Source organism: Sheuella amnicola (assembly GCF_010499255.1).
Classification (GTDB): Bacteria; Pseudomonadota; Gammaproteobacteria; order Burkholderiales; family Burkholderiaceae_B; genus Zwartia; species Zwartia amnicola.
Window position 1 is genome coordinate 72,786 of the sequence record NZ_JAAGRN010000010.1, and the last position, 26,603, is coordinate 99,388.

Consider the following 26,603-nt stretch of genomic DNA (forward strand, 5'->3'; position numbering starts at 1 on the left):
GGATAGATCTGTAAACGATCGTTAATTATCGCTTTTTTGTGTAAACGGTATTGTTTTAGTCGATTGCGATCCCGGTGGCTTTGGTTAATCGCTGCATTTTTTCTATTTCCTTTCTGATCGTGGCTCCAAACTCGGCAGGAGTCGTGCCCGAGGGAAACAGCCCCATCGATGCCAGGCGCTCGCGAACAGCAGGTTCTTGCATGGCCTGAACGGCAGCATCGCGCATACGCTTGATCTGGCTGTCAGGGGTGCCTGAAGGAGCAATCAAACCAAACCAGGAAGGATCATTGTTCGACTCAAGATTAAGTTCGGCATAGGTTGGAACGTCAGGCAGGGTATTCAGTCGTGTCGGCCAGGATACGGCGAGTGCTTTAAGCTTGCCCGATTGAATGTGTGGCATTGCCGAGGCGACTTGATCGAAGTACACCATGACTTGTCCGCCTAGCAGGTCATTCAAGGCCGGCCCCGCCCCTTTATACGGAACATGGGTCATTTTGGTTCCGGTGGATGTTTTGAACATTTCTGCCCACATCTGACTGATAGTGCCGTTGCCGGTTGATGCGTAACTTAGTTTGTCCGGATTTGCCTTCAGATAGGACAGAAATTCGTTGAAATTTTTGACCGGCAGAGTGGCATTGATCAGGAGCACTCCCGGAGCCTGGACGAGTTGGGTGACTGGGGCAAAATTCTTGATCGGATCGTAGGGCAGGTTCTTATAAACCGCGGGGTTGACGCCGTGTGTAGATACAGTTGCGACACCGTATGTCAGGCCATCGGGTGTTGCGCGGGCTAGCTCCTGCATTCCGATTGATCCGCCTGCACCGGCACGATTTTCAACTACGACAGGCTGACCAAGAATCCGCGCCATGGGTTCAGCCAGGACACGCGCAGCGATGTCGGTCGAGCCTCCGGGCGGAAATGGCACAATCAGCCGAATTGGTTTGGTTTGTCCCATCGCGGTGAGAGGGACAAGGATAAGTGCCAGCATGAGGCCCAGAAGCCGGTTGATGAATTGAGTTTTTTTCACGAATGTCTCCATTTCGGAATATTAGCGACCACCTGCTACTATTTGAAACCGAATATTAGGTGAATTTTGACCTGTGTCGTGAGTCTTAACCGACCTTTCAGGAGACTTTTATGCGTTTGCTTCAACGTTTGCTCGTTGCATTACTGGTTTTGCCGGGGCTGGCACTAGCTCAAACACCGATCAAGGTCGGAATCGCCAATGATTTGTCCGGGCCTTTTGCGGCGTTAGGCGCTGAGGCCCGGGATGGTTTCAATCTTGCCATCAAACAGCTTGGCGGCAAGCTTGGTGGATACCCTGCCGAATTCCTGCAAACCGATATGGGCGGCAATCCCGATCAGGCCAAGCAGCTTGTGACGCGTTATATCCATCGAGACAAAATAGATTTCTTTACCGGACCGATTGGTTCGAATGTCGCTTTGGCTGTGGGTCCAGCCCTGTTTGCCGCCAAAATACCGTATTTATCGAATAACCCCGGCCCCAGCCAGTTCGCCGGGGCGCAGTGTAATGATTACTTTTTTGGATTGTCGTACCAGAACGACGCTTTTCACGAGGCAGCGGGAAAAGTGGCCGCGGATCGCGGATTCAAGAAAATGGTGATTCTTGCTCCCGACTACCCGGCCGGAAAGGACGCGCTCAATGGCTTTAAGCGAGGCTATAAGTCCGCGGTAGGTCAGGAGACGTATACAAAACTGGGCCAAATCGATTATGCGGCAGAGATTGCGCAGCTACGAGAAGCCAAGCCTGATGCTATCTATATCTTTTTGCCGGGCGGCATGGGCATTAATTTCATCAAGCAGTTCGTTTCGGCCGGTTTGAACCAGAACATCAAGATTATCGGCCCGGGTTTTTCAGGTGACGAGGATGTGATCCAGGCAGTGGGTGAGCCGATGATCGGCATGTTCAATACCGCGCAGTGGGCTTACGACCTGGATAATCCCGAAAACAAGAAATTTGTCGATGCGTTCCGTAAGGCTTATAACAATCGCAATCCTTCTGTGTACGCTGCGCAAGCGTATGACGTCATCATGGCCATAGATGCCGCTGTTCGCGCCACTGGTGGCAAGGTTTCGGATCGTGCCGCAGTGCTCGCAGCATTAAAGAAGGCCGACTTCTCATCGGTGCGGGGTAAGTTCGCTTACGGTGTCAATAACTTTCCGATTCAGCCCTATTATGTGCGCGTGATCGAGAAAGGGGCGGACGGTCGTATCACCAACAAGCTGGTTGGCAAGGTATTCGATTCGTATCAGGACGTCTACGTCGGTGAATGCAAGAAGTGATCGAAGTTAGTTGCTTTAAGCGAATTGCCCGGGGGTTAGTGTCTTGAGCTCAACACTGGTCCTCGAGCAGCTGCTTAACGGGTTGCAGTTCGGCTTGATGCTTTTTCTGATCGCGGCCGGACTTACGCTGGTTTTCGGAATCCTCGATATCCTGAACGTTGCTCATGGTTCGTTGTATATGGCCGGCGCTTATGTTGCCGCCCAGACTATGCAGATGACCGGGTCGCTGTTCTTGGCGGTTTTAGTGGCTGCGACAGTCACCGGCTTGGTCGGACTTGTTCTGGAGCTTGTATTGATTCGCAAGCTAGTGCTTAGAGACCATCTGGCTCAAGTGCTGGGAACTTTTGCCATCATCCTGATCGCCAATGACGCCGTAAAGATGATTTGGGGGCCGGCTCCCATGATGATGAATATGCCGGCCAGCTTGTCAGGTCCGGTTCGATTGCTGCCTGATTTGCTTTATCCGGCGTATAGATTGCTGATCATCGCAGTGGGGCTTGCGGTGGCTTTGGGGCTTTATTTATTTGTGACCCGTACGCGTGCCGGCGTGCTTGTCAGGGCTGGCGCCTCTAATCGCTTGATGGCGACTTTGATGGGGGTGCGCGTACCACTTTTGTTTATGGGCGTATTCGTGTTGGGCGCAGTGCTTGCCGCTTTGGCCGGGGCGCTGCTTGGCCCAGTCTCGGCGATACAGGCGGGAATGGGAGAACAGATTCTCATTCTGGTGCTTGTTTGCATCGTGATCGGTGGCATAGGCTCGATGCGTGGTGCTTTTGTAGGCGCCTTACTGGTCGGATTTGTCGATACGGCCGGCCGGGCATTTTTGCCGATGCTGCTCAAAATCTTTTTTTCACCCGCTGTTGCATCAAGCGTGGGACCCACGCTGGCTGCTATTTCCATTTATGTCTTGATGGCAATCGTTTTGGTGTTTAGGCCCGAGGGTCTTTTTCCGGCAAGAGGATGAAGATGCGTATCCGGGTAAACCAGATTCTTCCTTTGTTTTGTCTCGCGCTGCTGATCGTGTTTCCCTTGATTGCTCCGGCATTGAATCTGACGTTTTACGTGTCATTCATCAGGCGAGTGATGATTTTTGCTTTGGCTGCGACTAGCCTGAACTTCATACTCGGATACGGCGGTATGGTGGCCTTAGGGCATGCGGCTTTTTTTGGAGCAGGTGCTTATGTTGTTGCGATTTTGTCCGCTGAGGGCGTGGTTTCGGCGCTGATTGCCTGGCCTGCTGCGATCGTGATCGCAGGGCTGCTTGCTTTGGTGGTTGGGGCGATCTCTCTGCGAACCAGGGGGGTGTATTTCATCATGATCACGCTGGCCTTCGCCCAGATGGTGTACTACATCTTCATCTCGCTCAGAAAATATGGGGGCGAGGATGGTATTAATTTATCAGGCCATTCCAAACTGCCGGATTGGTTGTCCGGATTGAGTCTGGCTGACGATGTCACTTTTTATTATGTTGTTTTGCTCATTGTCGTACTGAGCTTGATTATTTTGAATCGTCTGGTCGCGTCACACTTTGGCCAGGCATTGCAAGGCATTCGGGAAAACGAATCGCGTATGCTGGCACTCGGCTATCCCGTTATGCCGATCAAGTTGCTTGCTTTTGTGATTGCCGGAGGCTTCGCGGGATTGGCAGGTGCATTGTTCGCTAACCACAACCTGTTTGTTTCACCTTCCATGATGCACTGGACCGCCTCGGCCAGTTTGATTGTGATGGTGATCATTGGTGGGATCGGTCTGAGGTATGGCGGGGTGGTTGGTGCGGCAGTGATGCTGACTTTCGAAGAGTTTCTGCGGTTGTACACCGAATACTGGCACCTGCCTTTCGGATTGTTGCTGCTGGCGATTGTGCTGTTAGCTCCGCGAGGTCTTGCAGGTGCCTTGTCTGCGCAAGCGCATGGGTCAGGAGCGCAACGGTGAGTAACGAACCCGTACTGATTGCCGAAAAACTTTGCAAGCGCTATGGGGCGCTTGTGGCGACCGATCATGTGTCGCTTAATTTGTTGCCCGGTGAAATTCATGCATTGATCGGTCCGAATGGTGCCGGGAAGTCGACACTGATCCATTTGTTGTCCGGAACTCAGTCTTGCGATAGTGGACGTTTATGGGTGCGTGGGCGCGATATCACACATGCATCCGCGCATCGGCGCGTTTCCGTTGGACTGTCGCGTTCGTACCAGATAACGAATATTTTTGACGAGATGACGGTATTTGAAAATCTGTTGCTTGCGGCGCAGTCGCACGCGGGTAGCAGTTTCAAATTCTGGCGCCCTAGGTCGCAAGACCTTGCGTTGGAGCAGGCGGCCAAAGTGTTGGCGCTTGATTGTTCGATAGACGAGGCTATGTGGTCGACACCAGCCGGCATTTTGCCTCATGGCGAGCAACGCAAGCTCGAATTTGCGCTGGCTCTGGCAGCACGACCTGCGGTTTTGCTGCTAGACGAGCCGATGGCCGGAATGGGACCGGACGAGACGCTTCGATTAACCGAATTAATCGAATCGATGCGTGGGCGCCTTGCCATGTTGCTGGTTGAGCATGATATGCAGGCGGTGTTTCGATTGGCCGATCGAATTTCAGTTTTAGTCTATGGCCGTATCATCGCAACGGGTACGCCTGCTGAAATCCGGGAAAATCCAGAAGTGAGGCGAGCGTATCTTGGAGATGAAGAGGGCCTGGACGACTCCGGTGCGCCTACGAATGCGCAGGAGCGGGCCACATGATGCTCAAAGCCTTGAATTTAAAAAGTGGATATGGCCGCAGTCAGGTGCTGTTCGATGTGTCGCTTGAAATCGCAGAAGGTGAAGTGATCGGTCTGCTCGGTCGTAACGGCATGGGTAAGACGACGCTTGTGCGCACCTTGACCGGCCAGTTGCCTTCCGGTGGATCTTTGAATCTGATGGGTGAAGACGTCACAAGGTGGTCTGCGGATCGGATTGCGCGCGCCGGTCTGGCTATTGTTCCGGAGGGGCGGCAATGTTTTCCGAACTTGACTGTGCGAGAGCATTTGACTGCGTTTGCCGCTCATCGAAATGACTTGCAAAAATCTCCCCAGTGGAATTGCGAGCGCGTGTTCGATATGTTTCCACGACTTCGCGAACGTGCCGGTAACATGGGGAACCAGTTGTCCGGAGGGGAGCAGCAAATGTTGGCGATAGGTCGCGCCCTGGTCACTAATCCCCGCTTACTGATTCTGGATGAAGCAACCGAAGGACTGGCTCCCAAGGTGCGGGAGGAAATCTGGCAATGTTTATCCAGACTTCGAGCCGATGGCCAGACTATTCTCGTTATCGATAAATATGTTGAACGCTTGATCAAACTAGCTGATCGTCATTTGATCCTCGAGCGTGGGCATCTGGTGTGGCAAGGATCCTCATCGAGTCTCGATGAGGATCGCTCCCTCTGGACACGTTATCTGGGTGTTTAACCTTTAGCCAGTTTTGCGAAAACCCGATCCGCGGCATCAACCGTTGCCTGGATGACGTTGTCATCATGGGTCGATGAGACAAATCCTGCTTCGTATGCCGAGGGGGCAAAGTAGACGCCTTCATCCAGCATTGCATGGAAAAAAGTCTTAAACATGTCGATATTGCTTGCCGAAACTTCAGCTAATGTCGTGGGTACCGAGTTGGAAAAATAGACACCGAACATGCCACCGACCGAATCCGCGCTGAAGGGGATGTTGTGCGCACGCGCCATTGCGACCAGACCATCGGCAAGTTTGCGAGTGCGTACTGCCAGATCTTCATAGAAGCCTGGCTGCGACAAGAGTCGCAGGGTTGTAATGCCGGCGGCCACGGCGACCGGATTTCCGGATAACGTGCCAGCCTGGTATACCCCGCCCAAAGGCGCGATGTTTTGCATGATGTCCTTGCGACCACCGAATGCGCCAATGGGCATGCCGCCTCCAATGACTTTCGCGAGGGTCGTGATGTCAGGCGTGATGCCCGTCAGACCCTGAACGCCTTGTGGCCCGACACGGAATCCGGTCATGACTTCATCGAAAATCAATAAAGCACCGTGGGCGGTACATTCGCTTCGCAACGTTTCAAGGAATCCGGTAATTGGTTTGATCAAGTTCATGTTTCCGGCAATCGGCTCAACGATAACGCATGCGATTTCTTTGCCATGCGTCGCGAAAGCGGCTTTGACACCTTCAATATCGTTGTAATCAAGAACGATTGTGTGAGCGACGAACTCTGGCGGTACGCCTGCAGAAGTCGGGTTGCCAAAGGTCAACAATCCGGAGCCGGCCTTGACCAGCAGGCTGTCCGCATGACCGTGGTAACAACCTTCGAATTTGATGATTTTGTTGCGTCCGGTTGCGCCGCGCGCCAGTCGAATCGCGGTCATGGTGGCTTCAGTCCCGGAGCTGACCAGGCGGATCTGTTCGATCGACGGCATGCGCTCGATCAGCATTTCGGCAATTTCGATTTCTGCTTCAGTGGGGGCGCCGTAAGAGAGTCCATGCACTGCAGCGTCCTGGACTGCGCGCACAACTTCGGGATGGGCGTGTCCCAGAATGGCGGGACCCCATGAGCCGATGTAGTCGATATAGCGCTTATCTTCCGCATCCCAGAAATAGGGGCCTTGGGCGCGCGCGACAAATCTTGGCGTTCCGCCGACCGACCTGAAGGCGCGGACGGGCGAATTGACACCGCCGGGGATGCTGCGGTTAGCGCGGGCAAAGAGTTCAACATTGCGGGACATTCAAAATGCTCCAGTCAGAATATCAATTAGAAAGTGGTTGGATCTTTTCGCAAAGACTGCGGGCTGCGGCCTCGACGTCCGGTGCCATGAATAGCCCGCCAACGACGGCAATCGTATCGGCTCCGGCCGCTGTAATTTGATTTGCATTTTCCACGGTGATGCCACCTATCGCAACTACGCCGGGACGCAATGGCGCCAGGTTTTCACAAAGCGCACGACCGGAGGTCAAAACGTTAAGTGGGGCAGCAGGCGCCAAGGGTTTGGTCCGTGATGGAAACATGGCGCCAAATGCGATGTAGGCGACATTCTGGCTTAAAAAACCTTCTGCCCGTGCGACATCCGAGTAACAGGACACACCCATCAACATGTCTGGTCCGACTTCGCTGCGCACCAGTGATGGCGCATCATCGTCACGACCAAGATGAACACCATCGGCACCGATTTCAAGTGCAAGTCGCCAGTCGTCATTGATCAGGAAAATGACACCGTTCTCACGGCATGTGTCCTTTAATCGAAGTGCAATTTCACGACGTTGGGCTCTGTCTGGGCCTTTATGGCGCAACTGCAGGGCGACCATGCCGCCTCGCGCCGCGGCGCGCACGGCTTGTTGCAGCTTGATCCCATCGTCCCACTCTGGCGTGACGCCGTATAGTCCTGCCGGAAATTTAAGTTTCGCTTGCATGGTGGGGTGCTCAGGCGGAACAAGCATTGGTTTTCGATTCTGTCAGAGGCAATCTACGCGCGATGCGCTGACCCATGCCCGGCAAATATGACTGGGCAAGCGCCAATTCGGCATGAGCGCAGGCTTGAGTGGCTGCATCCGGGACACTCAGTCCTTGGGCAAGCGATGCAGCCAGCGCTGTGGCCACTAGGCCACCTGAATCCCGAATCCTTTCGGGCGGAGGCGTCCAGGGCAAAGAAAGCGTTTCGTTGTCAGGTCCGACAAGAATATTGACGACATGCCCTGGGCGCTGCTGGCTGCCGGTCACCAGAACCCATTGCGCACCGATCGCCTGCAAAGCTTGTGGGCCTGCCGTTTGGCCAGAAGCTTCCAGTACATCTTCGGTAATCCATTGAGTCAATCGACGGGATTCGACTACGACCACAAGGGCCTGGGGTACAAGTAATTCGATTGTCGCTCCAATCAAATCCTCGATACGATCATCGTCCTCGGCGGTGCTTTCAGTATTGACGTCTTGAGGCCCGAGATGCAGGACAAGCGGGACATGACTGTAATCCGCAGCGACTTGAGCTACAGCACTTACCGCTTCGGTGGATGAAATGGCCCCGACCTTGATAGCTTGAACTGGAATATCTTCAAGCACGCAACGAGCCTGATCATCAATCTGATCCGCGCTGCAAGGTAAAACCGACTCGCATTTGGCGCTGTCCTGTATTGTCAAGGCAGTCAAAGTCGACAGCGCATGGCCACCCATTGCGGCGCAAGTGATGGCGTCTGCGGGCAGCCCGTCCGATCCTGTCGGGTCAAACGGACCAAAAATCAAGGTAGTAGGCAAAGGATAACTTGGCACTGATAAGATCCGTTTGCACCTGCTTGACCTTGATTGATCTGATTTAGATCATCAGAACCGAATATATACGGGCAAGCAAGTGTTGGTTTCGGTAAGATTGACCCCATTGTAAAAGAAGACCAGTGTTTTCCCGTTTTCGGGTTTTGATTAAAGAGAGAATAATGCGTACTTGGATGTGTCTGATTTGTGGTTGGATTTATGAAGAAGAACTTGGTTTGCCCGAGGAGGGAATTCCTCCCGGCACTAAGTGGGAAGATGTGCCTCCGAATTGGGTTTGTCCCGAATGCGGGGCGCGTAAAGAAGATTTTGAAATGATGGAAATCTGATTTTTGCCCGATTTCCAGTTTCAGGAGACCGCGCATGACTGAAAAAGCCGAAAGTGGTGACACAAAAATCAATTTGTCCAATCAGTTTCTGATGGCGATGCCGGGTATGGTTGGCGGCAATTTGGCCGGAACCGTCATTTATGTATGCGAGCATTCCGAAAAAGGGGCGCTTGGTCTAGTGATTAATCGGCCGACCGATCTAACCTTGTCGAGCTTGCTTGAAAAAATAGATCTGAAACTCGAAATCGCTCCCGAGGGCGATTCGCCAGTCTATTTTGGCGGTCCCGTTCAAACTGACCGAGGCTTTGTGCTGCATGCTCCGCCTGGTTCATACAGTTCCAGTATCCGTCTGGGCGAGCTGGCGCTCACGACTTCCCGGGATGTGCTTGAGGACACCGTGGCCGGTCATGGGCCGCAGCAAATGCTGGTTACCTTGGGATACGCCGGCTGGGGGGCAGGGCAGCTTGAAAACGAGCTTGCCCAAAATGCCTGGTTGAGTGTTGAGGCCGACACTCGCATCATTTTTGGCGTGCCTCCCGAGGATCGCTACCCGGCGGCGCTCAAATTGCTAGGCATTGATCCTGTCATGCTTGCAGGCGTAGCCGGGCATGCTTGAAGAAACCCTGCTTGCATTCGATTATGGTGCAAAAAAACTGGGTGTCGCGTTAGGTAATTCATTGCTCAGGCAGGCTCGGCCATTGGATATCATCCTTGAGCAGACCCGAGTCGGTCGTTTTGAGCGCATTGAAAAACTCATCCGAACATGGAAACCTGATCGGGTTGTGGTAGGTTTGGCTCTTGAGCCGGACGGGTCGGAGCATTATCCGGCCGGCCATTGCCGGCGTTTCGCACGTCAGATCGAAGGGCGTTTCGGCATCCCTGTGGTCATGGTGGATGAGCGCGGTTCGAGTGTTGAAGCGCAGAAAATAACCGGAAATGACCACGATGACGCTCAGGCAGCGGCTATTATTCTCCAACGTTACTTTGATGCGCTGACTTGAGCGCCGAACTTTGTACAAAAAATATGGCCCAAACATTCAAAACATACCGGCCCGAGCAACTTCCCGACGCCGAAACGCTTTATGCGGATTTGCTTGCTGCCGTCCGTGCCGAAGTTGCCGCATTGCCCAAAGATCTCGTTCATTTGGTCGGGATTCACTCAGGTGGAGCCTGGTTGGCCGAGCGCTTGCAGCGCGACCTGAGTCTGGCTCAGCCTTGCGGTACGCTCGATATCAGTTTCTATCGGGACGACTTCGACAAAATCGGGTTGCACTCGCAGGTTTTGCCGTCGGACATTTCGTTTCCTGTGGCCGGCAAGCACCTCATCCTGGTGGATGATGTGTTGTATACGGGTCGAACGATTCGCGCCGCCATGAACGAGTTGTTCGATTATGGCCGACCCGCTTCGATCAGATTGGCTGTCCTGGTGGATCGAGGTGGTCGCGAACTACCGATTGCAGCAACGTTGATCGGGGCAAAAATCGAACCTGCGCTTGCAGGCAGTCTGGTGCTGACACGAACGTCAGATGACGGACTGGCACTGACAGTCGAAAAGGAGGAGAACTGATGCGCAATCCCCAACTGAATCGGCATGGTGAGCTCACCCATTTAATTACCACGGAAGGTTTGCCCCGATCGATCCTGACGCATATTCTCGACACGGCTCAGACGTTCGTGCCCTTGGCGGATCGCGATATTAAAAAAGTACCCCTGTTACGCGGCAAAAGTGTATTCAATCTCTTTTTCGAAAATTCAACTCGCACACGTACAACTTTCGAAATTGCCGCCAAGAGATTATCGGCTGACGTTTTTAATTTAAATATAAATGTGTCTTCTGCAGCCAAGGGCGAAACTTTGCTTGACACGATTGCGAACCTGTCGGCGATGCAGGCGGATTTGTTTGTCGTACGACATGAGGCAAGCGGTGCGCCCTATCTGATCGCGCAGCATGTTGCACCCCATGTCCATGTCGTGAATGCCGGTGATGGACGTCATGCCCATCCGACTCAAGCGCTGTTGGATATGTATACCATTCGGCACTTCAAGAAAGATTTTTCGAACCTGACGGTTGCTGTCGTGGGCGATATTCTGCATTCGCGCGTCGCGCGGTCGAATATACATGCCCTCACAACATTGGGTGTGGCCGAAGTGCGGGCGATTGGTCCGCTGACATTACTTCCCGGTGGTTTGGAGCAAATGGGTGTACGCGTATTTACGGACATGCGCGAGGGGCTCAAGGATGTCGATGTGATCATCATGCTTCGCCTTCAAAATGAGCGTATGCGCGGCGCATTGCTTCCGTCTTCACATGAATACTTCAAGCATTACGGACTGACTGAAGAAAAACTGGCACTCGCCAAGTCCGACTGCATCGTCATGCACCCCGGCCCGATGAATCGTGGTGTCGAGATCGATTCCGCTGTTGCCGATGGCAAGCAGTCCGTGATTTTGAATCAAGTCACTTTCGGCATCGCGGTCAGAATGGCGGTCATGAGTATTGTTGCGGGGGCTTCAGCATGAGTCTGCATATTAAAAATGGTCGTGTAATCGATCCGGCTAATGGTGTGGATCGTGTTGCGGATGTGTTTGTTGCCGATGGGGTCATTTCTGGCCTGGGGCAGATGCCTGAAGGATTTCGGGCTGAGCGGGTTATCGATGCCACAGGCAAGCTGGTTATGCCCGGATTGGTTGATTTGGCGGCACGCTTGCGTGAACCTGTCGAGTACCGGACTTCATTGCAGTCTGAGTTGAGAGCGGCACTTGCCGGAGGAATCACAACTCTTGTGCTTCCTCCTGATACGGATCCCGCACTTGACGAACCCGGCTTGGTTGAAATGTTGAAAGACCGCGCGCGACAAATCGACCGGCTGAATTTGTATCCCTTGGGGGCGATGACGGTTGGCCTTAAAGGCGAAGTGATTACCGAGATGGCGGCACTGACCGAGGCCGGATGCATCGCATTTTCCCAGGCCGATGAACCCGTTCTGGACACTACGGTGATTTTGCGTGCAATGCAGTATGCAAGAACCTTTGACTATGTGCTTTGGTTGCGTGCCCAGGATCCCTGGCTGTCCAAAGGTGGCGTCGCAGCTAGTGGTGCCTATGCCTCCCGTTTAGGCTTGTCGGGCATCCCGACACAAGCCGAAACGATTGCGATACAGACCTTGCTTGAGCTGCAGCGTAGTTCCGGAGTGCGTTTGCATCTGTGCCGTCTTTCATCTGCTGCCGGCATTGAATTGGTCCGTGCGGCTAAAAAAGAAGGTTTGCCTGTGACCTGTGATGTATCTGTCAATCATGTTCATTTAACCGATCTGGATATCGGCTTCTATGACAGTAACTTTCGCCTGGATCCCCCTTTGCGCAGTCAACGGGACCGAGACGCCATTCGTGCCGGTTTGGCGGATGGAACGATTGATGCAGTCTGTTCCGATCATAATCCTGTAGATGATGATGCAAAACTGTTGCCTTTTGCCGAGGCCGAACCTGGGGCGACCGGTTTGGAGTTGTTGTTGTCGCTGACTTTGAAATGGGCGATGGATGCGAACGTGCCGTTACTGAATGCCCTTGCTCATGTCACCAGTTCCCCTGCTCGTGTGTTGGCCGCTTCTTCGCCCGATCTGCCGGCTTGCGGTCGAATCGGAGTGGGTGATGTGGCGGATTTATGCCTGGTTGATCAGAATGAAACCTGGGTCGTGGATCGCAAGACTCTGTTGAGTCAGAGCGCGCATACGCCATTTCTGGGCCTTGAATTGCCTGCCCGTGTTTGCACCACGATTGTTCGAGGTCGGGTTGTGTGGGAAAAAACCGTTTGAAGCTGTTGCGGTTTTTTTTGAGAATCTCGGCAGCCCTGCTCTGGATGCTGTTTGGGTTGTTTTTGATCGCCACCACCTTCATCTGGATTGGATTGCGAGGGCGCTTGTGGACCAAAAAATGGTGGTCTTTCGTTTTACTGCGGATTTGCGGGATCCGCGTCACTCAAAGCGGTCATCCTCTGCTTGAGGGGCCGGTTCTTTGGGTAGTGAATCATGTTTCCTGGTTGGATATTTTTGTCCTGAACTGTGTTCGCGCAACCTCTTTTGTGGCCAAAAGCGAAATTCGGAGTTGGCCGCTAATTGGTTGGTTGGCGCACGGTGCCGACACTATTTTTATCGAACGCGCCTCACGACATGCCGTACACAAAGTAGGTCTCGCCATGCAAAAGAGGTTTGAGCGCGGACAGGTCGTTGGTTTATTTCCTGAAGGCACGACATCTCAGGGTTTCGATGTGCTGCCCTTTTACGCAAATCTGTTCGAACCCGCCCGCAAAGCCGGCGCTCATGTTCAACCGGTTGCTTTGCTTTTCTACCATCACGGCAGACGAAGTGATTTTGCTGCTTTTATCGGAGAGCAAACGCTATTGCAAAACATGTGGGAAGTGCTTGGCGGCACAGGGGTGTCGATTGAAATGAAATTTTTGCCCGTGATATGGAATGGTTCCGAGCCCGCGCCCGTCAGGGCGGAGCTCAGTCGGTATTCGCGCCAATTAATCAGTCAGGCGCTTCAGCACGATTGACATTTCGGGTGAGCGCGCAGGCGAGGATATACGCCTAATGCATTATTCGAAAAGATTTGCTTTTTTTGCGTATCGTTTGCAGATGGTGAAGCATCGATATAACGCTTGGTGTCGTCAAAATAAAAATTGGTAAGCGGATCGATACCTTGAACCGCACCAACCGTCTCCGAAGCGAACAAAATATTTTTTGTCGGAACAACTCGCAAAAGCAGGTCTATGCCGGGCTGATGGTATACGCATGTATCGAAAAAAACATTGTTCAGCACTTTTTCTTCCAGAGGAGGCAGCCCCATATCCTGCGCCATTCCGCGATAACGTCCCCAGTGATACGGAGCAGCACCGCCTCCATGGGGAATAATGAATTTGAGTGTCGGAAAATCCTTGAAGATATCCGAAGTCATGAACTGGACGAACGCAGTGGTATCGCCATTGATGTAATGCGTGGCCACCGCATTGAAATGCGGATTGCACGATCCGCTGACGTGGATCATGGCCGGTATGTTCAGGTCGACCATTTTTTCGTAAAGCGGATACCACCATTTTTTGTCCCAGAGGGGTGGATCGCTCCAGCGCCCACCGGTAGGATCGGGGTTGATGTTGGCGCCGATGAAGCCGAATTCATTGATGCAGCGCTCGAGCTCTTCGAAGACACGCGCTCCGGGTGCGACGCCGGCAGCCTGCGGTAATTGGCAGACGCCTATAAAGTGCTCGGGATACAGTTTGCAAACGCGGTTCACCAGGTCGTTGGAGTATCGAGCCCAGACAACATTCGTTTCTTCATTGCCCATGTGGTGATCCATGCCGACAGCTTTAGGCGAAAAAATCGTCAGATCGACACCGCGTTCGCGCATGATGCGCAACTGATTGTTGTCGATACCTGCACGAATTTCCTCATCGCTGACCGCTGGGGGCTCCATTGCCGGCGCTTTACCGGTACGCTGAAATTCGGCGATCTGGTCTGCGCGAAATTTCGAAACTTGAGGTGGCGTGGTGGTGAAATGACCGTGGCAGTCGATAATCATGAATTGTCTTCTATTTAATGTTCGTGAGGATCAAGGGATTGTTTACATTTTACTTGGAGCAGTGTTCGATCTTGCAATCGCAAGGCAGTGAGTTGACCGCCCCATACGCAGCCCGTATCCAGGCAGATTGCATCCGAGCGAATCAATAGTCCCAATGTCGACCAATGACCAAAAACTACAGTGGTGTCGCGTGTCGCGCGATCGGGCACATCGAACCAAGGCACGAGCCCATCGCTACGATGACCGGGTTCTGCCTTGATGGGAAGAACCATGCGCCCTTTTGTCGTGCACATTCTCATTCTGGTGAGTGCATTGATGATGACGCGCATGCGTTTGCCGCCGGTATGTCCATCCTTCCAGTGGTCCGGTTCGTTGCCATACATCTTCTGAAGCATTTTCTGCCAGTTGTTACCGCGCAGAGCCGTTTCGATCTCGTTGGCGAGCAAAAGCGTTTTCTGGACATCCCACTTGGCCAGTACGCCAGCATGCACCAGCAAGTGGTTCATCTCGAAATGCGCCATTGGACGAAACCGAAGCCAGTCGATAATTTCATTCGCATCCGGCGCGCTGAGCACTTCGAGCAAAGTATCGTTCTTGCCCGGTCGCCGCACACCAGCCGCTACCGCCAGAAGATGCAGGTCGTGGTTGCCCAGAATGGCGACACTACGCTCTTCTAGCGCCATGAGTCTTCTGAGAGTGGCTAATGATTGAGGGCCCCTGTTGACCAGGTCGCCTGCGAACCAAAATCTCGCGTATGGATCGTTGGCAATAATGGGTTCGGCTAAAAGAGAGTCAAGCGAGCCGCAACAACCCTGAATATCACCAATCATCCAGATGTTCGGCATTGTGCTCATACAGCCGACTTGCTCCATGGCCAATTGTGCAATCGACTTTGCGAAATTGCGTTACGATTTTCCATGAACATCACGCAGATCAGGGCAATGGTCATAGTTAAAACGTTGGGCAGCAAGGCGGTCACTACGGGTGACCATTTGTAAAGCAAGCCAACGTTCAGAGCCAACTGGTTCACCATGAAAAAGCCTGTTCCAAGTAATATCCCGATGAATACCTTGGCCCCTACTCCTCCACGCCTTGTTTGCATAAAACCGATTGGAGCCGCAATGGTGAGCATGACAATCAGGGTGAACGGGTAGGCGATTTTTCTCCAGATCGCAACTGTTTGCCGGTCAGCCTGAAGCTGATTGTTGGTCAGGTAGGTGATGTAGTCTTTAAGCGCTAATAATGACATGCGCTCCGGGGTCAAGATCCTTGCAACCAGACGATCGGGAGTTAATGTTGTTTCTACCGTGCGTATCGGTTGCTGCGTAACTGTGACAAGCGGATCAGTTCTCACGACTGCATCTGCCAATGCACTTTTTGTTTCGGGAGAAAAAACATTTTCAACCACGTTTTGCATGACGAGTTTACCGCTTTGAAAGCGCCCCGAATCGGCTTGTGACATTCTGGTCAGACTGATTCCGTCCGAAAATTCATACACTTTAAGTTTGGAAACGTTGCCTGAGGCAAGTAGTTTCCCAATGTTGATGACCCTGGTGCCCCCATTCGGCATGGGCTCTTTGAACCAGTAACCGGTGGCCATGATCCCGCCTTCGGCGCGCCCCCGCATCATCAGATTAGCTTCACTGCTTTTGATTTCGGCAATTGGCGTGACGAACTCAGACAGCAACAGGGCTCCAACCATAATCGGAATGCATACAGTCCACAGCATTTTAAGTAGGCCCATGCCGCTTACGCCCGATACTCGAAGGATGACCAGTTCGTTGCGGTGAGCCAGGCCGGCAAGAGCCAGAATCGCACCAATCAGCAGGCCAATCGGCAGCAAATCGTAAAGACGAGTCGGCAATGACAACAATTGCAGATAAAACAAAGCGGTAAGCGGAAACTTTTCGCCGACCGTGTCGAGTTCATCCACAAGCGTGAAGAAAGTGAACAGGCCAATCAGCGCAATCACGACAACGGATGTAGATCGATAAATTTCACGAGCGAGGTAACGGCGGGCAGTACGCATAATCCTAAGTGTATTGCAGTTCATTGCGGATGTGTAGCAACACGGGATCGACTTTGGGTCGTATACCATTCCAGATGAAAAAGCTTTCGGCTGCTTGAGAGACGAGCATGCCTAGTCCATCTGATGTCCGCTGTGCGCCATCCCGGGTAGCTTGTGTCATGAATGGTGTGGGCTGTGCGCCATACATCATGTCATAGGCCAGTGCATTTTTCGCATAAAGTCCGCCGGGGACATCCGGAGGTGCGTCGCCAAGACTGCTGGCGCTAGCGTTGATCACCAGATCCCAGCCTGAGTCAATACTTGCCTGATCCAGGCCGCCTGCACTGATTTCCGTTTGTTGGTGCGGTATGACGGATTTCCATTCTTTAACAAGATCAATTGCGCGGCTGGCCGTTCGATTGACGACTCTCAGGTGTCGACAACCTGTTTCGAGCAACGGACCCATGACGCCACGTGCGGCGCCACCTGCGCCAATCATCAGGATGCGCGATTGGCTTAACTTGACTTCAAGGCGCTTGAGGTCCTGCACTAGCCCGATGCCATCCGTATTGCAACCATGCAGTTCATTATTCTGCATCCATAACGTGTTAACGGCCAGCGCGGATTGGGCGCGGTGACTCAAGTGTTTTTCGCTCAGTTTCCATGCTTGAAGCTTGAATGGAACAGTTACATTCAAGCCGCGACCCCCTTGTTCGAAAAATGTCCTGACACTTTGTTCGAACTGATCCAGCGGAGCCTCTATCCGGTCGTACTCGAGTGCAATGCCGGTCTGTTCGCCAAACATGCGGTGGATTGCCGGCGAGCGACTGTGCTTGACCGGATTGCCGATAACGGCAAAACGTGCAGGCTGGTTCGAATTGCTTATGGATTTTTGTTGCGAAGTCATTGTTGTCTGGTCTCCAGCGTGCCATTTACGAAATGCCACGTGCGCGTGATGACGATTTGATCGATTCGTCTGGCCATATCGGGAGGAAATGGGGGAAATGGCGTGGATAACTGAGCGATACGTCTAACGGCTTGATTCAATATCGCAAGATTGGAGGGGCGATTAATAGTCAAGTCCAGTAGCGACCCATTGGCCGCGATTGTGATCGTTGCTTGTACTTTGCCGTAAACGGTCTTGCCTGATTCGCGGGGGTAGTGTTTTGCGCCGGTCGTCTCGATTATTTGTCGCCATTGATCGATGTAGTTTGCATAGGGATGCGCAGCCACCGAGGGCGCGTCAAAATGTTTGCGCGGTCGCCGATTATAGTCATTGACTTGTTGGGCCAATATTGCAATGCGTGCGCTTTGCATCACACGTTCCTGATCCAGATCGTCTTGGCCGGTCTGTGTATTTTCTTCCGACTCTTGCTTGGGGGTGCGATGCTGGGCGGACGTTTGAGATGACTGCAATTGGGTCAAAAGCCTGGCTTGCTCGGCCTCCAGTTGCATGCGTTTTTTGTTGAGCTCCTGCACTTCAAGGCGTTCAGCCAAGTCGCCTGCAAATGGGAGTGTCGAGGTGGCGTGACCTTTCCAGGCGTTGCCACCTCCATCAAGATTTTGTTGCCCGAGCAATTGAGGCGCGTTGGGCGCTGTATCAGAGCTTACATTGACAAGAACGATATCGAGAGGAAGCGGTTTGGGCGCGCGAGTCGGTTTGCGCTGTTGTTGCCAGGAAATCAAGCCTATGTGAATAGCCAGGGAAAGAAAAATTCCCCACAGCAGGTATCGCCGCTGAGTGTCGATCCTATTCCTTGAAGGATCAATCGACTCGTCAGTCTTAATCTGTGGACTCATCGACGGACCCGATCGAATGCAGATAACTTGCCTTTAGTTCCAGATTCAGTTCATCAAAATCGTTGATTTTGAGCGCAACTTGCTGACCGCGCGAAAGCTCGGGCAGTCCCGGAAGACGCGTCACAAATGGTGCGTTTCCCAGTCGGATCAGATCGTCCTTCAAAACGTGCCCAATCGTTTCGCTGACTTGTTGTTGCCTTAACCAACGCAACACCCAGTAGCGTTCCATTTGATTTTGAAAATCGTTCCAGGTTGCATACTGAGCTTCGAATGCGCCAATGATCGCGAACAAGTCCGCATCACGGGGCTTGAAAGGTGCAACCAGGGGGGCAGAAACGCCATGTTCGATCGCGGCGATCAATTGCCACTGATTGACCAAGTCTACATAGCGCCGCAAAGGGGATGTGCACCATGCATACTGAGCGACACCGATCGCTTCATGTGGCAATGCATGCGTGCTCATTCGCACGCGACCGGTCTGTTGCGATCGATAGATTCCAGGCAGTCCGTGCGATGCGAGCAATCCTCCCCAGATGCTGTTGGCAAGAATCATATATTCCGCGACTAGTCTATCCAGAGGAGCATTGCGTTGCCTGGGAAGAATACGAACCGGCGTATCCGGATTGTCTGCGGGACCATCCAGATAGAAACTGTATTCGACGCGATTATTGTTTTCGGGTTTGCCTCGAACAATTTCGCGCTGTTTGTTCAGTTGTAGAGCGAGCTGCCAGAGCGGCCGTATCCATTCGTTGTAGGGCAGGACGACCGAAGGGTCAGCCAGCGAAGCATCTGTAATGTGCTCGTCAAGCATATTGTGACGCAGGTTCGCGCGAACGGCGATTCGTTCGAGTTTGCTTTCGTGAGAGACGATTTCACCGGTGGCCGGATTGGCTGTGACATATAAGGACAGGGCCGGAACGGGTTTCCCTTCGTCGAGCGAGAAAGTTTCTATCACTGAGTCAGGTTGCATGGGGATTTTTTCGCCGGGCATGTAGACCGTCGACATACGTGCGCGCGCTAGTCGATCAAGCTCACTGTCCCTGGTGACCAGCAGTCCGGGCGCGGCAACATGAACGCCAACCCGAATGTTTCCATTCGGTAACGCCTCTACTGATAGGGCATCGTCAATTTCTGTAGTGGTGATGTCGTCGACTGAGTAGGCCTCAACGCTTGCCAGTGGCAAGTCACGCTCCGGTGCGGAAATGTTGATTGGACCAAAACCGGTTCCTTTCGGAAAATGAGTCGCTAGAAACTTGCCTTGATGCAGAGCTAGCGCGTGAGGCCAGGCGCCAAGATCCAACAAAAGTTGTTCGGGTGTTTTTTGAAGCCGGCTGCAGGCGGTTTCGATCGCTTTCCATGCCTGCGAGTTTTTATCCGGACGGGTTACCAAGCTCAGCGCAAGTTCCGCGATGGATGCAGGCAGGCGTCCGGCTATCATTTCGTCCGCCCAGCCGGCAATCTCTTCGGCTTGGAGTCGTTTCTTTTCTTGTGCAGCGAGGGCAGCAGTCAGGATTTCGGGGGGAGCAGCTCGGTAACGACCTTTGCCGCGACGATGAAAGTAGATGGGCGACTCATGCAACCTGAAAAGAAGGGTGGCTTTTTCCAGAGCGTCCGGAGCATGGCCGAAATATTCCGTACCCAGAGTGTCGAGATCAAATTCCTCTTGCGGAGCAACCTCCCATAAAAATGGGACGTCGATTTCCTGCGCCAGTTCTTGAGCCTTTGCCAGCAAAATATCGGGAGCGGGGGAGGAAAAGTGAAACAGGCAGTTGGCCCGCTTGATTTTGCTGCGTTTTCCCGAGGACGATTCGACTTGAATTGTCGCTTCGGTCTCGGACATGATGTGAGCGGCCTTGAATGCGCCATCTTCTTCAAACAAAACAAACATACTTTAATCCGGTTGATTCGATTTGCCTGACCTGATTCAGGCGCGGGTTTGAGCCAAAGCGGAAAGCAAGCGGGAGTGAATTCCGCCAAAACCGCCATTGCTCATGATCAGAATATGGTCACCACAACGCGCTTCTCGTGCTATTGAATCGATGAGTTGATCCATTTCGTGGTGCGCTTGCATCTTGTCGCCCAGCTCGGCCAAAACAACTGAAGGATTCCAGCCGAGAGCTTGTTTGCCGGTTTTTTCGCCAAAACAGAATACGCGATCGGCACCCTCAAGTGCTTGCGGCAAGCGGGCGGCCATCGTGCCAAGTTTCATTGTATTGGAGCGAGGTTCGAGTACGGCAAGAATTCTCTTGTTGCCGACTTGGGCTCGCAGTCCCTCGATTGTGGTGCGGATCGCAGTCGGGTGATGGGCGAAGTCGTCATAGACTGTGATGTCGTTGACCACCCCGCGAACTTCCATTCGTCGCTTGACTCCCCCAAAAGAGCAAAGTGCCTGAATGCTCGTTGCGGGGTCGATGCCGATGTGGGCGGCTGCAAGGATCGCTACGATTGCGTTGTGACGATTATGCTCTCCTGTAAGCGGCCATTTGACTTGGCCGTGCAGGCGGGTGCCTTCGAATACATCAAAGGAAAGAGCGTCGACTGTTTGTGCGTGCCAACCTTGTAACGTGCCGGTTTTGATGACTTCTGACCAGCAGCCGCGCTCAAGCACCCGATCCAGCGCCTCATCTCCAGAGGGCATGATCACCCTTCCCGAGCCGGGTACCGTTCTTAACAAATGATGAAATTGTGTTTCGATTGCCGATAAATCCGGAAATATGTCGGCATGGTCATATTCGAGGTTGTTTAGAATGACCGTGCGCGGGCGGTAATGCACAAATTTTGATCGTTTGTCGAAAAATGCAGTGTCGTATTCATCTGCCTCGATAACGAATAAATCGACATCCTGATCGAGTCGAGCGGATACTTGCAGTCCGGGTGCGACTCCGCCGATCAGAAAGTTCGGTTTTTTTCCGGCGACTTCAAGAATCCAGGCCAGCATCGAGCTAGTCGTGGTTTTGCCGTGTGTACCTGCAACGGCCAACACATGTTGTTTTTGTAGAACATGCTCACCTAGCCATTGCGGACCCGACGTATAAGGCAGGCCTGACTCGAGTATGGCTTCCATGAGCGGGTTACCCCGGGAAACGACATTGCCGATAATGAATAAGTCAGGTTTGAGGGCAATCTGATCCGACCCGAATCCTTCGATCAGATCGATGCCTTGCTCGGCCAATTGAGTGCTCATGGGAGGGTATACACCCGCATCGCAACCTGTGACGCGATGTCCGGCGGCTCGGGCAATCAAAGCCAGTCCGCCCATAAATGTGCCGCAAATTCCTAAAATATGCAGATGCATAAAAACCTCCTCCCCGCATTGTAGAGGTAGATGCCAGGTTGTTACCCTTGCGCTTGGTCTTGCGGAGTATGATTTCCGTTATGAATAGAAGAACTTTAATTCTTGGTGCCACGGGACTTGGGGCAATTGGTTTGACAGGATGGTTGGCCTACCGCGAAACCTCGAAATCGGCCCCGCCCGCCAATCGATCCCTTAAGTCTTCTGCGCCCAACAAAACCGAGCTAGATGTTGCAGGTTTTCTTGCCACGATCCTGCCGGATTTGCAGGGCAAGGATCAGCCAATCAAATCCTTTTTGGGCAAGCCGCTGGTGGTTAATTTCTGGGCAACGTGGTGTGCACCTTGCGTTCAGGAAATGCCTATTCTGGAGGAAATCTCCAAATCCAGAACGGATATTCAATTTATTGGTATCGGCATCGATACTGCTGACAATATGCGTCAATTTGTAGCTAAAGTTCAGGTAAATTATCCCTTGCTTGTTGCCGGACACAGTGGAATTTCTCTTGTCAGGGCATTAGGCAATACGTCTGGAGGGCTGCCTTTTACAGTCATGTTCGATGCAAATGGGACCATGATCGATACAATATTAGGCCAAATCGATTCTGCCGACTTGACTCGAAAAATCAATGACTTATTTACTAAATAAAAGACGTAAATGGACAAATCACGGGTTTTAGCGTTAAAAAGACACCTGTTAGATAAATTTTGTCACTGAGTCCAATCGAATGGCACAACGCATTCTCGTTCTGCATGGCCCCAACCTGAATCTCTTGGGTACACGCGAACCTCAGCTTTACGGACACACCACATTGCCCGAGCTCAATGCGAGGTTAGGCGGATTGTCATCCAGCTTGGGCGCAAGTCTGGACTCTTTTCAGAGCAACCACGAAGGTGAATTGGTCGACCGTATTCAGGCAGCCCGTCTGGACTCGACAGACTTCATCATCATCAATGCAGGTGCCTTCACGCACACCAGTGTAGCTATACGCGATGCGCTCGCCGGGGTGAATATCCCTTTTGTCGAAGTTCACATTTCGAACGTTTATAAGCGCGAACCTTTCCGTCATCACTCCTACTTGTCTGATTTGGCTCTTGGAGTGGTGGCAGGTCTTGGCCCTCAGGGCTACGAGGCCGCTGTGCGCTATGCCGTGCAGTATGTCCAACCGGTTTGATCCTTCATACCGCCCCCTATCTCTTTACGGAACTAATATGGATCTCAGAAAACTGAAAACCTTGATCGATCTGGTTGCAGAGTCCGGTATCGCCGAACTCGAAATCACAGAAGGCGAAGGCAAGGTACGCATCGTTAAGTTTTCTCAAGCAGTTCAGCCCGTCGCATACGCGGCGGCTCCCGTGGCAGCCGCCGCTCCAGTGGCTGAGGCCGCTGTTGCTCCTGCGCCCGCTGCGGCGCCTGTTGCGACTGGGCATGCAGTCAAGGCTCCGATGGTTGGAACGTTCTACCGAGCTCCTAATCCGGGCGCTCCGGCGTTTGTTCAGGTCGGACAGCAGGTTAAGGAGGGTGATGTCCTGTGCATCATCGAGGCTATGAAGCTGCTCAATGAAATCGAAGCCGACAAGACTGGCGTTATCAAGGAGATCCTTGTCGAAAACGGTGAGCCCGTTGAATATGGCCAGCCTCTTTTTGTGATCGCCTGATATGTTTGAAAAGATTCTGATCGCCAACCGGGGCGAAATCGCCCTGAGGATTCAGCGCGCCTGTCGCGAGATGGGAATCAAAACCGTCGTCGTTCATTCCGAAGCAGACCGTGATGCCAAGTATGTGCGTTTAGCCGACGAATCGGTATGTATCGGACCGGCAGCATCGCGAGACAGCTATCTCAACATGCCCGCAATCATTTCGGCAGCCGAAGTCACTGATGCTGAAGCAATTCATCCCGGCTACGGATTCTTGTCCGAAAATGCCGATTTTGCAGATCGTGTCGAAAAAAGTGGCTTTGTGTTTATCGGCCCACGCCCCGAGTCTATTCGCTTGATGGGTGACAAAGTCAGCGCCAAGCATGCAATGATCGAGGCGGGTGTGCCGGTCGTACCCGGATCTCAGGGTGCTTTGCCGGATGATTCCGCCGAAATTCTGCGTATCGCTCAAGAAGTGGGGTATCCGGTAATCATCAAAGCAGCCGGCGGCGGTGGTGGTCGGGGCATGCGAGTCGTGCACACCGAAGCTGCCCTGCTAAATGCAGTTACGATGACTAAATCCGAGGCTGGTGCCGCTTTCAACAATCCGGAAGTCTATCTGGAGAAGTTTCTCGAGAATCCTCGCCATATCGAAATTCAAGTGCTTGCCGATGGCGAGCGCAATGCTGTTTGGCTTGGCGAGCGGGACTGCTCAATGCAGCGGCGCCATCAAAAAGTCATCGAAGAAGCGCCTGCTCCGGGCATCCCCCGTAAGCTGATTGAAAAAATCGGAGAGCGCTGCGCAGAAGCTTGTCGCAAGATTCGATACCGTGGCGCGGGCACGTTTGAATTCCTGTATGAAAACGGTGAGTTTTACTTCATCGAGATGAATACCCGGATTCAAGTCGAGCACCCGGTCACGGAGCTGATCACTGGAATTGATCTGGTTCAACAGCAAATTCGGGTCGCTGCGGGTGAAAAATTCAACTTGCGCCAGAAGGATATTGTCTTTAAAGGGCATGCCATTGAATGCCGAATCAATGCGGAAGATCCCTTTAATTTCACGCCTAGTCCAGGTCGCATTACCAACTGGCATACGCCGGGTGGTCCGGGCGTGCGAATCGACTCGCATGTGTTTAACGGTTACTTCGTGCCGCCCAATTACGACTCCATGATTGCGAAGGTGATCACATATGGAGAAGATCGAAATCAGGCGCTGGCGCGTATGACCATTGCATTGTCAGAAATGGTTGTCGAAGGCATCAACACGAATATCGCGCTTCATCGCGAACTGATGGTTGATGCGCGCTTCGCCGAAGGTGGAACCAGTATTCATTATCTGGAACATAAGCTGGCATCTCGGCCGACCTGATCGTTTTTGAAAAGGTCATCACACCGGGCCAAATGGTAGCCTGACGGCAACCGTTTGGTCCGATGTTTATTGGAAATCACCATGCGTGAATTGGTTTTACTCTGTCCCGGTGCGTTGGTCGAGCCTCTCTCGGATGCCTTGCTTGATGCTGGAGCTTTGAGTGTTTCGGTCGAAGATGCTGATCTGGATACGGATGCCGAGCAGCCATTGTTTGGCGAACCCGGAACCGAACCCGATACCCATGCCTGGGAGCGGAATCATCTTATTGTGCTTTTGGCCGATGGCGTCGATCCTGAGCAATTATTGGCTGCGGCCCAAGACGATCTCGGTGCTGTGGAGCCGCCGCTATCGTGGACACTGCGACAGGTTCCCGATGCGGACTGGGTGCGATTGACTCAATCGCAGTTCGGCCCAATTGCCGTTGGCGAAAAAATCCTGATTGTTCCAAGTTGGCATGCCGAGCAGATGCCGAGCAAACCGGAGCCGGGGCGTATTGCTATTCAATTGGATCCGGGTCTGGCGTTTGGCACGGGTAGTCACCCGACAACGCACTTGTGCCTGGAGTGGTTGGCCGAGTGTATGCCGACCGGATCAACTGTGCTTGATTATGGTTGTGGGTCGGGCATACTTGCGATTGCCGCCTCCATGCTTGGTGCAGCGCCGGTTGTTGGAGTGGATATCGATGACCAGGCTGTTCAGGCAACCAAGGATAATGCCGAGGTTAATTGTGTCAATGTGAAGGCCTTGTTGCCGGATGGTTTGTCGGACGGCCTCTTTGATATTGTCGTCGCGAACATTCTTTCAAATCCGCTAAAAGTACTCGCACCCATGTTGGCAGGGCGCGTGCGTTCGGGCGGACACCTTGTGTTGTCCGGCGTGCTGGAAAGACAGGCTCACGAGGTGGCCGCCGCATATGCGCCATGGTTGCCGATGTCGGTTTGGCGGGCTCGTGATGGTTGGGTTTGTCTGGCCGGCACGAAACCGTAGGTGGATCGAATGAGTTTAGTTACCCGCTGCCCCAAGTGCGAGAGTCGTTTTCTGATAGAGCCTGATCAGTTGAGTGAGCATCAAGGCTTGGTCAGATGTGGGGAGTGTTCGCATATTTTTGATGGATATGACGAACTGGAAAGTAAAGTCCCGACCTTGACGCGCAGGTTGCCGGCGCAGCAAGTCAGCCAAACGCCTGCAGTTTCGAATCCGTTTGCGAATATTCCAAGTTTGGATCTCGATCATGCACCGACCGGCGGCGAGGATTCCACACTGAGTTGGGAATCAGAGCCGGAACCGCAAACGGAATCTATCCGTGCATCGGCGTCATCAACCGAACCCTCTGTCATGCGCCATAGATCGGTCGCTGCAACAGTTGATTCTGATACGGAGCCTGCAAAAACTTCATCGTTGGCATCACCCACGTCACGCGAACCCCGGCTTGACTCCTTGCGCTCCGCAGATATTGCGCTGCGAGGAGAGTCCAGGCAGCTGCGTCAGCATGTTCCATCTTCGGATCCGGATTTCGGCACGCCCCAAGACGGCATGAATATGATAGGTATTCTGCTGTGGGGGTTTGGAAGCCTGCTGGCAATCATTTTTTTATGCGGACAGCTGGTCTATATCTACCGTAACGATATAGCAACTAACGCCCCCGCTTTGCGTTCGACGCTTGAGTCAATCTGCGCCAGAGTGGGATGCGAGGTTTCATTGTCCCGTCATCTTGATCGAATTACGATTGAAGGTGCTTCGCTTGACCAGACAGGCGCTTCTCAACAGGAAGGTCAGGCGAGCGAACAAATTTTGCGTTTCACTATGCGTAATCGCTATGAAAAAAATCAGCCATGGCCTCATTTAATATTGGAGCTGACCGACCCATCTTCAACTGTGGTCGTTCGTAAAGTCATCGCACCCCACCAGTATTTACCATCGAATTTGGTAGACCAACCATTTATGGCTCAACAGGAAGTCAAACTAGTCCTGCCCATATCCGTAATGGGGCCGCAGATCAATGGGTTTAATATTCAAAAGTTCTTTCCTTGAGGCATTAAT

General features: G+C 52.8%; 29 protein-coding genes. 18 read left to right on the forward strand and 11 right to left on the reverse strand.

The features are described 5' to 3' along the window. Positions 1 to 55: 55 nt before the first annotated feature. Positions 56 to 988, reverse strand: coding sequence for a tripartite tricarboxylate transporter substrate binding protein BugE (locus G3I67_RS13440; RefSeq protein WP_163656102.1), 933 nt, complete (start codon positions 986 to 988; stop codon positions 56 to 58). Positions 989 to 1,137: 149 nt separating this feature from the next. Between G3I67_RS13440 and G3I67_RS13445 the strand changes: the two genes are divergently transcribed. Genes G3I67_RS13445 through G3I67_RS13465 form a run of 5 tightly spaced genes read left to right on the forward strand, consistent with a single transcriptional unit; the run spans position 1,138 to position 5,740 of the window. Beyond that, positions 1,138 to 2,304, forward strand: a complete 1,167-nt coding sequence (locus G3I67_RS13445; RefSeq protein ID WP_163656047.1) for an ABC transporter substrate-binding protein — start codon at positions 1,138 to 1,140, stop codon at positions 2,302 to 2,304. A 43-nt stretch (positions 2,305 to 2,347) separates the two neighbouring features. After that, positions 2,348 to 3,268, forward strand: coding sequence for a branched-chain amino acid ABC transporter permease (locus G3I67_RS13450; protein WP_163656048.1), 921 nt, complete (start codon positions 2,348 to 2,350; stop codon positions 3,266 to 3,268). Next, complete coding sequence (locus G3I67_RS13455) at positions 3,265 to 4,236, forward strand: branched-chain amino acid ABC transporter permease (RefSeq protein ID WP_163656049.1); 972 nt, start codon at positions 3,265 to 3,267, stop codon at positions 4,234 to 4,236. Before G3I67_RS13450 ends, G3I67_RS13455 begins: the two co-directional genes overlap by 4 nt. Then, a complete protein-coding gene (locus tag G3I67_RS13460) occupies positions 4,233 to 5,036 on the forward strand; it encodes an ABC transporter ATP-binding protein (protein WP_163656050.1) in 804 nt (267 codons plus the stop codon). The genes G3I67_RS13455 and G3I67_RS13460 overlap by 4 nt, the downstream gene beginning before the upstream one ends. Further along, a complete protein-coding gene (locus G3I67_RS13465) occupies positions 5,036 to 5,740 on the forward strand; it encodes an ABC transporter ATP-binding protein (RefSeq protein ID WP_163656103.1) in 705 nt (234 codons plus the stop codon). The genes G3I67_RS13460 and G3I67_RS13465 overlap by 1 nt, the downstream gene beginning before the upstream one ends. Here G3I67_RS13465 and hemL read toward each other — a convergent pair. Genes hemL through thiD form a run of 3 tightly spaced genes read right to left on the reverse strand, consistent with a single transcriptional unit; the run spans position 5,737 to position 8,555 of the window. Continuing rightward, positions 5,737 to 7,023, reverse strand: a complete 1,287-nt coding sequence (hemL, locus tag G3I67_RS13470; RefSeq protein ID WP_163656051.1) for a glutamate-1-semialdehyde 2,1-aminomutase — start codon at positions 7,021 to 7,023, stop codon at positions 5,737 to 5,739. The two genes, G3I67_RS13465 and hemL, sit on opposite strands and share 4 nt — an antisense overlap. A 22-nt stretch (positions 7,024 to 7,045) precedes the next feature. After that, positions 7,046 to 7,732, reverse strand: coding sequence for a thiamine phosphate synthase (gene thiE, locus G3I67_RS13475; protein ID WP_235931933.1), 687 nt, complete (start codon positions 7,730 to 7,732; stop codon positions 7,046 to 7,048). After that, complete coding sequence (gene thiD, locus G3I67_RS13480) at positions 7,716 to 8,555, reverse strand: bifunctional hydroxymethylpyrimidine kinase/phosphomethylpyrimidine kinase (protein ID WP_311197125.1); 840 nt, start codon at positions 8,553 to 8,555, stop codon at positions 7,716 to 7,718. Before thiD ends, thiE begins: the two co-directional genes overlap by 17 nt. Positions 8,556 to 8,716: 161 nt before the next feature. Between thiD and G3I67_RS13485 the strand changes: the two genes are divergently transcribed. From G3I67_RS13485 to G3I67_RS13515, 7 genes are read left to right on the forward strand one after another with little or no spacing between them, the layout of a single operon-like run. Then, the gene (locus tag G3I67_RS13485; protein ID WP_163656052.1) at positions 8,717 to 8,881 is read left to right on the forward strand and encodes a rubredoxin; all 165 of its coding nucleotides are present in this window, start codon (positions 8,717 to 8,719) and stop codon (positions 8,879 to 8,881) included. 34 nt (positions 8,882 to 8,915) lie between these two features. Continuing rightward, complete coding sequence (locus G3I67_RS13490) at positions 8,916 to 9,497, forward strand: YqgE/AlgH family protein (RefSeq protein ID WP_163656053.1); 582 nt, start codon at positions 8,916 to 8,918, stop codon at positions 9,495 to 9,497. Further along, a complete protein-coding gene (gene ruvX / locus G3I67_RS13495) occupies positions 9,490 to 9,882 on the forward strand; it encodes a Holliday junction resolvase RuvX (protein WP_163656054.1) in 393 nt (130 codons plus the stop codon). Before G3I67_RS13490 ends, ruvX begins: the two co-directional genes overlap by 8 nt. Before the next feature lie 23 nt (positions 9,883 to 9,905). After that, positions 9,906 to 10,448 carry a bifunctional pyr operon transcriptional regulator/uracil phosphoribosyltransferase PyrR gene (gene pyrR / locus G3I67_RS13500; RefSeq protein ID WP_163656055.1) on the forward strand — a complete coding sequence of 181 codons (543 nt, stop codon included), beginning with the start codon at positions 9,906 to 9,908 and terminating at the stop codon, positions 10,446 to 10,448. Further along, positions 10,448 to 11,401 (forward strand): aspartate carbamoyltransferase catalytic subunit, encoded by a 954-nt coding sequence (locus G3I67_RS13505; protein WP_163656056.1) that lies wholly within the window; start codon positions 10,448 to 10,450, stop codon positions 11,399 to 11,401. The genes pyrR and G3I67_RS13505 overlap by 1 nt, the downstream gene beginning before the upstream one ends. Then, positions 11,398 to 12,693 carry a dihydroorotase gene (locus G3I67_RS13510; RefSeq protein ID WP_163656057.1) on the forward strand — a complete coding sequence of 432 codons (1,296 nt, stop codon included), beginning with the start codon at positions 11,398 to 11,400 and terminating at the stop codon, positions 12,691 to 12,693. The genes G3I67_RS13505 and G3I67_RS13510 overlap by 4 nt, the downstream gene beginning before the upstream one ends. Further along, a complete protein-coding gene (locus G3I67_RS13515) occupies positions 12,690 to 13,433 on the forward strand; it encodes a lysophospholipid acyltransferase family protein (RefSeq protein WP_163656058.1) in 744 nt (247 codons plus the stop codon). Before G3I67_RS13510 ends, G3I67_RS13515 begins: the two co-directional genes overlap by 4 nt. Here the strand turns inward: G3I67_RS13515 and G3I67_RS13520 are convergent. From G3I67_RS13520 to mpl, 7 genes are read right to left on the reverse strand one after another with little or no spacing between them, the layout of a single operon-like run. Continuing rightward, the gene (locus G3I67_RS13520; protein ID WP_163656059.1) at positions 13,421 to 14,455 is read right to left on the reverse strand and encodes an amidohydrolase family protein; all 1,035 of its coding nucleotides are present in this window, start codon (positions 14,453 to 14,455) and stop codon (positions 13,421 to 13,423) included. The genes G3I67_RS13515 and G3I67_RS13520 overlap by 13 nt on opposite strands. A 14-nt stretch (positions 14,456 to 14,469) precedes the next feature. Further along, complete coding sequence (locus G3I67_RS13525) at positions 14,470 to 15,300, reverse strand: symmetrical bis(5'-nucleosyl)-tetraphosphatase (protein WP_375539325.1); 831 nt, start codon at positions 15,298 to 15,300, stop codon at positions 14,470 to 14,472. Positions 15,301 to 15,305: 5 nt separating this feature from the next. Continuing rightward, positions 15,306 to 16,484 carry an LPS export ABC transporter permease LptG gene (gene lptG / locus G3I67_RS13530; RefSeq protein WP_163656061.1) on the reverse strand — a complete coding sequence of 393 codons (1,179 nt, stop codon included), beginning with the start codon at positions 16,482 to 16,484 and terminating at the stop codon, positions 15,306 to 15,308. A gap of 4 nt (positions 16,485 to 16,488) precedes the next feature. Next, the gene (gene aroE, locus G3I67_RS13535; RefSeq protein ID WP_163656062.1) at positions 16,489 to 17,370 is read right to left on the reverse strand and encodes a shikimate dehydrogenase; all 882 of its coding nucleotides are present in this window, start codon (positions 17,368 to 17,370) and stop codon (positions 16,489 to 16,491) included. After that, positions 17,367 to 18,263, reverse strand: coding sequence for an energy transducer TonB (locus tag G3I67_RS13540; RefSeq protein ID WP_163656063.1), 897 nt, complete (start codon positions 18,261 to 18,263; stop codon positions 17,367 to 17,369). The genes aroE and G3I67_RS13540 overlap by 4 nt, the downstream gene beginning before the upstream one ends. Continuing rightward, positions 18,247 to 20,151, reverse strand: coding sequence for a ribonuclease catalytic domain-containing protein (locus G3I67_RS13545; protein WP_163656064.1), 1,905 nt, complete (start codon positions 20,149 to 20,151; stop codon positions 18,247 to 18,249). Before G3I67_RS13545 ends, G3I67_RS13540 begins: the two co-directional genes overlap by 17 nt. Positions 20,152 to 20,187: 36 nt before the next feature. Next, positions 20,188 to 21,558 (reverse strand): UDP-N-acetylmuramate:L-alanyl-gamma-D-glutamyl-meso-diaminopimelate ligase, encoded by a 1,371-nt coding sequence (gene mpl, locus G3I67_RS13550; RefSeq protein ID WP_163656065.1) that lies wholly within the window; start codon positions 21,556 to 21,558, stop codon positions 20,188 to 20,190. An 80-nt stretch (positions 21,559 to 21,638) separates the two neighbouring features. On the opposite strand from mpl, the gene G3I67_RS13555 reads away from it, so the two are divergent. The 6 genes from G3I67_RS13555 (at position 21,639) to G3I67_RS13580 (ending at position 26,594) form a co-directional block, all read left to right on the forward strand. After that, positions 21,639 to 22,202, forward strand: coding sequence for a TlpA family protein disulfide reductase (locus G3I67_RS13555; RefSeq protein ID WP_163656066.1), 564 nt, complete (start codon positions 21,639 to 21,641; stop codon positions 22,200 to 22,202). 79 nt (positions 22,203 to 22,281) lie between these two features. Then, on the forward strand, positions 22,282 to 22,728 hold the full coding sequence (gene aroQ, locus G3I67_RS13560; protein ID WP_163656067.1) for a type II 3-dehydroquinate dehydratase: 447 nt from the start codon (positions 22,282 to 22,284) through the stop codon (positions 22,726 to 22,728). A 37-nt stretch (positions 22,729 to 22,765) separates the two neighbouring features. Next, positions 22,766 to 23,212 (forward strand): acetyl-CoA carboxylase biotin carboxyl carrier protein, encoded by a 447-nt coding sequence (gene accB / locus G3I67_RS13565; RefSeq protein ID WP_163656068.1) that lies wholly within the window; start codon positions 22,766 to 22,768, stop codon positions 23,210 to 23,212. A gap of 1 nt (position 23,213) precedes the next feature. Then, positions 23,214 to 24,563 (forward strand): acetyl-CoA carboxylase biotin carboxylase subunit, encoded by a 1,350-nt coding sequence (gene accC, locus G3I67_RS13570; protein ID WP_163656069.1) that lies wholly within the window; start codon positions 23,214 to 23,216, stop codon positions 24,561 to 24,563. Positions 24,564 to 24,644: 81 nt separating this feature from the next. Continuing rightward, a complete protein-coding gene (prmA, locus tag G3I67_RS13575) occupies positions 24,645 to 25,550 on the forward strand; it encodes a 50S ribosomal protein L11 methyltransferase (protein ID WP_163656070.1) in 906 nt (301 codons plus the stop codon). A gap of 9 nt (positions 25,551 to 25,559) precedes the next feature. After that, positions 25,560 to 26,594 carry a zinc-ribbon and DUF3426 domain-containing protein gene (locus G3I67_RS13580; protein WP_163656106.1) on the forward strand — a complete coding sequence of 345 codons (1,035 nt, stop codon included), beginning with the start codon at positions 25,560 to 25,562 and terminating at the stop codon, positions 26,592 to 26,594. The last annotated feature ends 9 nt before the right edge of the window (positions 26,595 to 26,603 follow it).